General features: G+C 58.3%; 9 protein-coding genes and 1 tRNA gene. 8 read left to right on the plus strand and 2 right to left on the minus strand.

Annotated features, from left to right (window positions below; genetic code table 11):
* Window positions 1–74: 74 nt before the first annotated feature.
* Both AC2I9W_RS15070 and AC2I9W_RS15075 read right to left on the minus strand, forming a co-directional pair.
* Window positions 75–851 carry a glycine zipper 2TM domain-containing protein gene (locus AC2I9W_RS15070; protein WP_486410737.1) on the minus strand — a complete coding sequence of 259 codons (777 nt, stop codon included), beginning with the start codon at window positions 849–851 and terminating at the stop codon, window positions 75–77.
* 125 nt (window positions 852–976) lie between these two features.
* Window positions 977–1,339 carry an ArsC family reductase gene (locus AC2I9W_RS15075; protein ID WP_486410738.1) on the minus strand — a complete coding sequence of 121 codons (363 nt, stop codon included), beginning with the start codon at window positions 1,337–1,339 and terminating at the stop codon, window positions 977–979.
* Window positions 1,340–1,439: 100 nt separating this feature from the next.
* Between AC2I9W_RS15075 and folC the strand changes: the two genes are divergently transcribed.
* From folC to AC2I9W_RS15115, 8 genes are all read left to right on the plus strand, one after another.
* Window positions 1,440–2,765: a bifunctional tetrahydrofolate synthase/dihydrofolate synthase gene (gene folC, locus AC2I9W_RS15080; RefSeq protein ID WP_486410739.1), complete on the plus strand. Its 1,326-nt coding sequence runs from the start codon at window positions 1,440–1,442 to the stop codon at window positions 2,763–2,765.
* A gap of 56 nt (window positions 2,766–2,821) precedes the next feature.
* A complete protein-coding gene (locus AC2I9W_RS15085) occupies window positions 2,822–3,736 on the plus strand; it encodes an SPOR domain-containing protein (protein ID WP_486410740.1) in 915 nt (304 codons plus the stop codon).
* A 24-nt stretch (window positions 3,737–3,760) separates the two neighbouring features.
* Window positions 3,761–4,258, plus strand: a complete 498-nt coding sequence (locus AC2I9W_RS15090; RefSeq protein WP_486410741.1) for a CvpA family protein — start codon at window positions 3,761–3,763, stop codon at window positions 4,256–4,258.
* Between the two features lie 50 nt (window positions 4,259–4,308).
* Window positions 4,309–4,509, plus strand: coding sequence for a hypothetical protein (locus AC2I9W_RS15095; RefSeq protein WP_486410742.1), 201 nt, complete (start codon window positions 4,309–4,311; stop codon window positions 4,507–4,509).
* Window positions 4,454–5,962 carry an amidophosphoribosyltransferase gene (purF, locus tag AC2I9W_RS15100; protein WP_486410743.1) on the plus strand — a complete coding sequence of 503 codons (1,509 nt, stop codon included), beginning with the start codon at window positions 4,454–4,456 and terminating at the stop codon, window positions 5,960–5,962. Before AC2I9W_RS15095 ends, purF begins: the two co-directional genes overlap by 56 nt.
* A gap of 297 nt (window positions 5,963–6,259) precedes the next feature.
* Complete coding sequence (locus AC2I9W_RS15105) at window positions 6,260–7,474, plus strand: O-succinylhomoserine sulfhydrylase (protein ID WP_486410748.1); 1,215 nt, start codon at window positions 6,260–6,262, stop codon at window positions 7,472–7,474.
* 105 nt (window positions 7,475–7,579) lie between these two features.
* Entirely contained in the window at window positions 7,580–8,989 is a 1,410-nt protein-coding gene (gene gltX, locus AC2I9W_RS15110) for a glutamate--tRNA ligase (RefSeq protein ID WP_486410744.1), read from the plus strand.
* Window positions 8,990–9,052: 63 nt separating this feature from the next.
* Window positions 9,053–9,128: transfer RNA gene (locus AC2I9W_RS15115), tRNA-Ala, on the plus strand.
* Window positions 9,129–9,211 lie beyond the last annotated feature (83 nt).

The raw sequence follows: 9,211 nt of genomic DNA on the forward strand, positions 1-9,211 counted from the left end.
CCTGGCAAAGGCTGAAAAAACAAGAGCCCCATATCGGGGCTCTTGGACAGTAGAGATGCGGGGCTTGGCGTGTATCAGCGGCGCCAGCCGTGGCCGCCATGACCACCGTGGCCAGGGCGATGGCCGGGACGGTAGCCGGGGCGATAGTGATGGTGGCTGGGGCGTGTTGCGTAATAGGCACCTGCGCCAATGACTGCGCCTATCAGCAAAGGGGCTACATAGTCTGAGCCAGAGTAGGCGGAGCCGCTGGAGTAGACGGGTGCAGCTGGCTGAGGGGCGTAGTAGCCGCTGTCGTAGTTCTGGGGGTAGCTGGTGCTGTAAGCCCCTTGGGGGGCAGCCTGGCTGCTGTAGTAGCCGTTATTGCTGTAGACCGGGTCGTTGGTCACGGGTTGCACGTTCAGCGCAATCCACTGGCCGGGCGGGTTGGTGGTTTGCGTGGTGTAGCTGCGACCATTGTACTCGTAGGTTACGTTGTAGCCTACAGTACGGTTTTGGTAGAAGGTCTGCGTGCTGCACTGGCGCACGGTTTGATACTGCGCGGGGCCGTTAGATTCGACCTGATTGCCCAGCATGGCTCCGCCGATCAGGCCTGCGCCGGTGGCGGCTGCGCGCCCACCGCCACCCCCAATCGCATTGCCGATCAGACCGCCTGCGATAGCGCCGACCACGGCACCTGCTCCGCTGGGGCGCGGAGCAACGGCTACCTGCTGGTCGTTACAAACCTGTTGTGGCACAGCCACTTGCTGGGTAATGGGGGTCGAAGACAGCACGCGGCCTCGCTCCTGGGCGAATGCCCCGGTAGCGGTTACTGTGGCCGCGGCGGTCAAGGTCAAAACTGCCAGAGTTCTCATCAACATCTCTCCTGTCTCTGAAGCTTTAACGCACCAGATCACTTAAAAGTTTAGGGGAGTTGCGTAAATTCAAGCACTCTGCACCGTAAAACTAGGTAAAGCTCTGTATGAATGTGAGCGTGTGCTTATGGGTTGAGCATTGCATTCCAGTCATCGGCCTTGAAGCCAACGGTGATCTTGCCGTCAGCCCACTCCACCACCGGGCGTTTGATGGTGCTGGCATGCTCTTGCATCACGTTGGCGGCGCTTGGTGCATCCACGGCACTGGCCTTGGTCGCATCATCGAGCTTGCGCCATGTCGTTCCCTGGCGGTTGAGCAGCTTCTCCCAGCCCACCGCCTGCATCCAGGCTGGCAAGCGTTCGCCGGGAACGCCTTGCTTTTTGAAATCGTGGAACTGGTAGTCAATACCTTGCTCGCTTAGCCAGTTGCGTGCTTTTTTGACGGTGTCGCAATTGGGGATTCCATAGACGGTGGTGATCTTGTTCATGGTGTTCGAGGTCAGTGAAACGGTTGGAGTCAGATGTAACGCATTTGCCAAGTGCCAGCAGCCATAGGGCCTCTGGCGGTGCGCGACAATAGCGCCCAGTATGCACACCACATTTCCCACATTGGATGCTTGGCTGACTTATTGCGAGCGCCTGCATCCCCAGAACATTGCCCTGGGTCTGGATCGCGTGCGTGAAGTCGCACAGCGCATGGGCCTGAAATTCGATTGCCCCGTCATCACTGTGGCGGGCACCAATGGCAAAGGCTCAACCTGCGCCATGCTGGAGGCGGTAGCTTTGCAGTCAGCCTATCGGCCCGGCGTCTATACCTCGCCGCATCTGGTGCACTTTGAAGAGCGCTGCCGCGTGGGCGGTGAAATCGTCAAGTCCGAGGAGTTGATTCCTCACTTCGAGGCGGTGGAGCAGGCCCGCGTCCAGGACGGGCAAGAGGTCGCGCTGACCTATTTCGAGTTCACCACGCTGGCTATCCTGCGCCTGATGAGTCTGTCCAAGCTGGATGTGGCGATTCTGGAGGTGGGACTGGGCGGACGACTGGATGCGACCAACATCATCGATACCGATTGCGCCATCATCACCAGCATTGACCTGGATCACATGGACTTGCTGGGACCAGATCGTGAAAGTATTGGCCGTGAAAAGGCCGGCATCATGCGCCCCGATCGTCCTGTCATTGTCAGTGACCCTGTGCCGCCCCAAAGCGTGATCGACCATGCAGCGGAGATCGGCGCAGACCTCTGGCGCTTTGGCACGGACTTCAACTACGACGGCGACAAGCAGCAATGGGGCTGGGCAGGGCGCGGTCGTCGCTATGCGGGCCTGGCTTACCCGGCGCTGCGAGGGGCGAACCAGCTGATGAATGCCTCTGGCGTGCTAGCCGCCTATGAGGCCATTCGTAACAAGCTGCCGGTGACGGCTCAGGCCGTGCGCACAGGTTTGTCCATGGTGGAGCTGCCCGGGCGTTTCCAGATCGTGCCGGGTCAGCCTACGTTGGTGCTGGATGTGGCGCACAACCCGCATTCCGTGGCAGCCCTCACCGCGAATCTCGATGCCATGGGCTATTTTCCGACCACGCATGCCGTATTCGGAGCCATGCAGGACAAGGACTGGGAGCATATGCTCGGCAAGGTCGGCCCTCTGGTGGATCGCTGGTATTTCACCGACTTGCCCACGCCGCGTGCGGATACTGCGCAGAATCTCAAAGCCAAGTTGGAGCGCCTGCAGGCTGAAGGGGTGATTCGTAAGGACGTGAGCCTTCAGACCTTTGCTAGCCCTCAGCAAGCGCTGGACGCAGCAGTCGCAGCGACGGAGGCGGCTGATAGAATCGTGGTCTTTGGCTCGTTCTTCACAGTGGGCGGAGTGTTGCAAAACGGCACGCCTCGTCTGAACGCCAAACACCTGGCTCATTGAGCCAGTGGCCTGTCCGTCGACTGAGTTTGCGGGCAGGCCTCAACAAGTCCTCACTCATGGCATTTTTCAATTTCCGTTGGCCTGGCAAAAAAGACGAAGCCGAGTCCGTGGCTGGAGCCAAGCGCCCCAGTCGCCTGGCCCAGGGCGAGAGCGTGGAAGCCATGCGCCGCCGCGCTCGCCACCGCCTTATGGGTGCAGCAGTGCTGGTGCTGGTCGGTGTGGTGGGCTTTCCGCTGCTGTTTGATACGCAGCCACGCCCCATCCCTATCAATATTCCGATTGAAATTCCCGATCAGGCCAATACGGCTCCTGAGGTGATTCCTGGCACGCAGGTGGCCAGTCAAAATGCAGCCCCTGCGGGACGCGTGGCGGCCAATGCCTCTTTGGATGATGGCGAAGAAGTGCTGTCTCCGGCTTCACCTGCATTGCCTGCGGCGGGTGCAGTGACGGGTGCAGCTGTGGCGCCTGCTTCACAAGCCAAACCAGAACCCAAGTCTGAAGTCCAGCCACAGCCAAAGCCAAAGCCCGAGGTGAAGGTGGAGCCCAAGCCTGAGCGCAAACCTGATCCCAAGCCGGAAAAAACGGAAAAACCCAAGGCTGAGATAAAAAAGCCTGAGCCCAAACCCGAGCCAAAGCCTGAGGTCAAGCACAAGCCTGATACATCCAAAACGGATGAAGCTGCCCGAGCCCGCGCTCTGCTGGAGGGGCGCAGTGCACCTGATACCGCTGCGGCAAAGGAGCCTGCTAGCAACGAGCGCTTCATTGTGCAGATTGGTGCCTTTGCGGAAGCCAGCAAGGCCAATGAAATCAAGGCCAAGCTGGGTGGTGGTGCCTTTACGCAAACCGTGGATACCAAAGATGGCAAGCGCACTCGCGTGCGCATGGGGCCTTTCAAGAGTCGTGAAGAGGCTGACAAGGCTGCAGCAAGGGCCAAGAGCCTGGGGTTGCCGGCATCAGTGTTCAAGGGCTAGTTCGTTTTCACCTCGGCCTGAGTCATGACTTCGCTGGACTGGATTTTTGTAGCCGTTGTGCTGGGCTCCATGCTGTTGGGCGCTTGGCGTGGGCTGGTGTATGAAGTCCTGTCTTTGCTGGGTTGGGTGGTGGCCTTCATGGTGGCGCGAACCTGGGCACAAGAGGTAGCCGTGTGGTTGCCCCTCGATGGCTGGGACATGCAACTGCGTTATGCCGCAGGCTTTGTATTGCTGATCGTGGGGGCCATGTTTGCCTGGGGTGTTATCTCCTGGTTGTCAAAGCAGTTGATTGAGGCGGTGGGGCTGAGGCCGGTAGACCGTACGCTGGGCGCATTGTTTGGTGTCTTGCGCGGTGGCTTGCTGTTGCTGGTGCTTGCTTTGGTGATTCAGTACACGCCGCTGCATACCGCGCTGTGGTGGCAGGAGTCGAGTATGGCGCCTTGGCTAACGCAAGGCTTGGGCTGGGTGCTGCCGGCTTTGCCTGAGGATTGGGGGCGATATCTGCCCCTGGGGTCTTCTTGAAGCGAGTTTAGGGCTGCAACTGACTTTAGGGTTGGGTGTGGCTGAGGCTCTTGCTGTTGATGGCGGCAAGGGCTGAAAAAGGGTTTGGTGTTGGCGTGACCGCCATGCCGGATATCAAAGCGCAGGCTAGCCAATGGGTGGCGAAGCAGGCGAGTGTGGCGAAGGGCAACTTTCGCAAACAGATGGAACGCAACTATGTGTGGAATCGTTGGTGTGGTGAGCACCGCACCCGTGAATCAGCTGATTTATGACGCTTTGCTGCTGCTGCAGCACCGTGGGCAGGATGCAGCCGGCATCGTGACCCAGCAGGAACGCAAGTTCTTTATGCACAAGGCCAAGGGCATGGTGAAGGATGTGTTCCGCACCCGCAATATGCGCGCTCTGCCCGGTGATGTGGGCTTGGGGCAGGTTCGCTACCCCACGGCAGGCAGTGCATCCAGCGAAGAGGAAGCTCAGCCTTTTTACGTGAATGCCCCCTTTGGCATCGTCATGGTGCACAACGGCAACCTCACCAATGCCAAGCAACTGCGTCGCGAACTGGCTGAGACGGATCACCGTCACACCAATACCGAGAGCGATTCCGAAGTGCTGCTGAACGTGCTGGCGCACGAAATCGGCCGTGCTTCCAGCGGCGCACCTCTGCAAACCGAAGACATCTTCAAGGCAGTTCGTGCGGTGCACAAGCGCATCAAGGGCTCGTATGCCGTGATAGCGCTGATTGCCGGCTACGGCCTGCTGGCGTTTCGTGACCCTTATGGTATTCGCCCTTTGTGCATGGGGCACGGTCCTGATGGCACCGTGATGCTGGCCAGCGAGTCGGTTGCCCTGGAGGGTACAACCCAGGTTTTTGATCGCGACATCGCTCCGGGCGAAGCCGTGTTTGTGCACAACGATGGCCGTATCGAAAGCCAGCAGTGCGCAGAAAAAACGCATCTGAACCCCTGTGTGTTCGAGTTTGTCTATCTGGCCCGCCCAGATTCGACGATGGACGGTATCTCGGTCTATCAGGCGCGCCTGAACATGGGTGAGACGCTGGCCAAGCGCGTGGTCTCCATGGTGCCGCCGAATGAGATCGATGCGGTGATTCCTATTCCTGAATCCAGCCGCCCCAGTGCCATGCAACTGGCCCAGTTGCTGGGCAAGCCCTACCGCGAAGGCTTTGTGAAGAACCGCTACGTCGGACGTACCTTCATCATGCCGGGCCAGGGGGCGCGCAAGAAGTCTGTGCGCCAGAAGCTCAATGCCATCGGCAGCGAGTTCAAGGGGCGCAATGTGCTGCTGGTCGATGACTCCATCGTGCGCGGCACAACCTCCAAGGAAATCGTGCAGATGGCACGTGATGCGGGTGCCAACAAGGTGTATCTGGCTTCGGCTGCGCCTCCTGTGCGCCACCCCAATGTGTACGGCATCGACATGCCCACCCGCTCCGAGCTGGTGGCCCATGGCCGCACGATCGAAGAGATTCGCCAGGTGATTGGCTGTGATGCCCTGATTTATCAGGATGTGGATGCCATGAAGCAGGCGGTGGGCAAGATCAACGCCAAGGTGGATGGCTTTGAGGCCTCTTGCTTTGACGGTGTCTATATCACCGGTGATATCTCTGATGATGAGGTGACTGCGCTCAACGAAGGCCGTAACCGCAGTGGCGACGAAGAGGAAGAAGACACTTCGCGCTTGTCTCTGCCCAATGCCCAGGAAAACTGAGCATCAAACTGTAGTGAATGACTGAGTGTGAAAGGGTTGCTGAGGCAACCCTTTTCATTCAGGAGGACAATGACATAGCCGTACGGTGATGGTGCTCTTGAAATAAGAGCTGCCAGCGCATGACTATCAAGCGTTTGAGCATGATTTTGCTTGAAGTTGATGGGCGCTCCGAGTGCGGCATCTTCAAAGACCGGCGGTGACTGCCTTCGGTCAAGCTGGTGGAGTTCATGTGCGCAAGTCGGATTTGCGGACTGCGGCGGGCTCGTGACCAGTACCAACCATCTGGATTTGACGATTGTGACCAACAAGACATTACCCGAAGGTTTGCATCCTGAGACTTTGGCCGTGCGTGAAGCGGTAGAGCGCAGCCAGTGGGGCGAGCACTGCGAAGCCCTGTATATGACCAGCAGCTTTGTGCAGCCCGATGCAGCCACTGCCGCTCGCCGCTTTGCCAATGAAGAGCCAGGCTACACCTATAGCCGCACCACCAATCCTACGGTGACCAGCTTCGAGCGCCGCCTTGCAGCCATGGAAGGCACGGAATGCGCTGTGGCCACCTCCACGGGCATGTCGGCCATTTTGCTGGTGGCGTTGACGGCATTGAAAACGGGTGATCATGTGATCTGCTCGCAGTCCATGTTTGGCTCCACCATCAAGCTGCTGGGCACGGAAATGGCGCGCTTCGGTGTGGAAACCACGTTTGTTTCGCAAACCGATATCGAAGCCTGGAAGGCCGCCGTCAAGCCCAACACGCGCATGCTGTTTGCCGAGACGCCCACCAATCCGCTGACCGACTTGTGCGACATTGCGGCCCTGGCAGAAATAGCGCATGCCAACAATGCTTTGCTGGCCGTGGACAACAGCTTTGCCACGCCCATACTGCAGCAACCTGCCAAGTTCGGTGCCGACATCATCGTGCACTCGGGCACCAAGTTCCTGGATGGCCAGGGGCGTGTGATGGCGGGCGCTGTCTGTGGCTCCCTTGCGCTGGTGGACAAGGTCATGGGTGCCTTTCTGCGCAGCGGCGGCTTGAATATTGCCCCCTATAACGCCTGGACGGTCATGAAAGGTCTGGAGACCTTGGCGCTGCGCGTCAAGGCACAAAGCGCGGCGGCTCTGGACTTTGCGGCCTGGCTGGAGGCGCATCCCAAGGTTGCACATGTCTACTACCCTGGCCTCAAAAGCCATCCTCAGCATGAGCTGGCCATGCGTCAGCAAAACGGCATGGGCGGGGCCGTGCTGGCATTTGATGTGGTGGGTGAGGGCGCAGAACAACTGCGAGCCAATGCCTTCCATGTCATTGATCAGACGCAGGTTTGCTCCATCACCGCGAACCTGGGCGATGTGAAGACCACGATTACGCATCCCGCAAGTACTTCGCATGGCCGCCTGACCGAAGCACAGCGCCAAGCCGCAGGTGTGGGGCAAGGCCTGATTCGCATCTCTGTGGGGCTTGAGCATCTGGACGACCTCAAGGCTGACCTGTCGCGTGGACTGGATAGTTTGAAGTGACCGCTTGAGTGATGGCGCTTCTCCAGCAGAGTCTTATCAAGAAGGCTGGAGCGAAGCATTTACATTTCGGTCACACGCGCTTGGTAGCGCACAAGGATTTTTGATATGACAACCAACAAGATTCGTACTCGTTTTGCTCCGTCGCCCACAGGCTTTATCCACTTGGGCAATATTCGTTCAGCTCTTTATCCTTGGGCTTTCGCCCGCGCCAATGGCGGCGACTTCGTGCTGCGCATCGAAGACACGGATCTGGAGCGCTCTACTCAGGCTTCGGTGGACGTGATTCTGGAAGGCATGGAATGGCTGCAACTGAGCCATGACGAAGGTCCGTTCTACCAGATGCAGCGCATGGAGCGCTACAAGCAAGTGTTGGCCACGTTGCAGGAAAAAGGCTATGTCTACCCCTGCTATATGAGCATGGAAGAGTTGGATGCGCTGCGCGAAAAGCAGATGGCGGCCAAGGAAAAGCCCCGCTATGACGGAACATGGCGCCCCGAAGAAGGCAAGGTGCTGCCCGCCATCCCTGAGGGCGTGAAGCCTGTGCTGCGCTTCAAGACGCCCAAGACCGGCGTCGTGGCCTGGGAAGACAAGTGCAAGGGGCGTATCGAGTTCCAGAACTCCGAGCTGGACGACTTGGTGATTGCTCGCCCAGATGGCACGCCCACCTACAACTTCTGCGTTTGCGTAGATGACATGGACATGAACATCACCCACGTCATTCGTGGCGATGACCATGTCAACAACACTCCGCGCCAGATCCACATCTTCGAAGCGCTGGGTGCTGCGGTGCCGACTTTTGCTCACCTGCCTACCGTGCTCAACGAGCAAGGCGAGAAGATGAGCAAGCGCAATGGCGCCAAGGCTGTGACCCAGTATCGTGATGAAGGCTATCTGCCTGATGCCATGGTGAACTATCTGGCGCGTTTGGGCTGGAGCCACGGTGATGACGAAATCTTCTCTCGTGCGCAATTCCTGGAATGGTTCAACCTGGATCACCTGGGCCGCAGCGCCGGTCAGTTTGACGAAGCCAAGTTGCGCTGGGTCAATGCCCAGCATCTGAAGGCCATGGATGACGCAGAGTTGGCCAAGATGGTCAAACCTTTTGTCATCAAGGCGGGCGTGGCAGAGAGCCTGGTCGATGCCGACGACCGTCTGGTGCGTATTGCAGCCTTGTTCAAGGATCGTTGCGAGACACTGGTGGACTTGGCCAACTGGGCCAAGGTCTTCTACGTGGATGAAGTGGAGCGCAATGCAGAAGACTACGCCAAGCATGTGACAGAAGCTGCCAATCCTGTGCTGGATGCATTCACTGCTGTGATCGAAAGCGTGGAATGGAGCAAGGAATCCATTGCTGCCGCCATCAAGGAACTGCTCAAGGCCCAGGGTGTGAAGATGCCTGTGCTGGCCATGCCGGTTCGTGTTTTGACGGTGGGCACAGCGCATACGCCTTCGGTAGATGCAGTGTTGGAATTGCTTGGACGTGAAAAAGTTCTTGCGCGTTTGAGAAATCGCTAAAAACCTGTCTATAATTCGAGTCTCTGCAAAACGCGATTGAAAAATCAAGTCTTGCAGAGATTGGGGGGTATAGCTCAGCTGGGAGAGCGCTTGCATGGCATGCAAGAGGTCATCGGTTCGATCCCGTTTACCTCCACCAAAATTTAACGGTCAGCAGCAATGCTGAAAGTTCTAGGAATTGACCCTATCGTCTAGAGGCCTAGGACACCACCCTTTCACGGT

The sequence above is a fragment of the Comamonas sp. FUJ_7 genome, assembly GCF_057369555.1.

Excerpts from the sequence above, each read along its gene's own strand:
- gltX (WP_486410744.1), top strand. The coding sequence starts at position 7,580 with ATGACAACCAACAAGATTCGTACTCGTTTTGCTCCGTCGCCCACAGGC.
- AC2I9W_RS15070 (WP_486410737.1), bottom strand. The coding sequence starts at position 851 with ATGAGAACTCTGGCAGTTTTGACCTTGACCGCCGCGGCCACAGTAACC.
- AC2I9W_RS15075 (WP_486410738.1), bottom strand. The coding sequence starts at position 1,339 with ATGAACAAGATCACCACCGTCTATGGAATCCCCAATTGCGACACCGTC.
- folC (WP_486410739.1), top strand. The coding sequence starts at position 1,440 with ATGCACACCACATTTCCCACATTGGATGCTTGGCTGACTTATTGCGAG.
- AC2I9W_RS15090 (WP_486410741.1), top strand. The coding sequence starts at position 3,761 with ATGACTTCGCTGGACTGGATTTTTGTAGCCGTTGTGCTGGGCTCCATG.
- purF (WP_486410743.1), top strand. The coding sequence starts at position 4,454 with ATGTGTGGAATCGTTGGTGTGGTGAGCACCGCACCCGTGAATCAGCTG.
- AC2I9W_RS15085 (WP_486410740.1), top strand. The coding sequence starts at position 2,822 with ATGGCATTTTTCAATTTCCGTTGGCCTGGCAAAAAAGACGAAGCCGAG.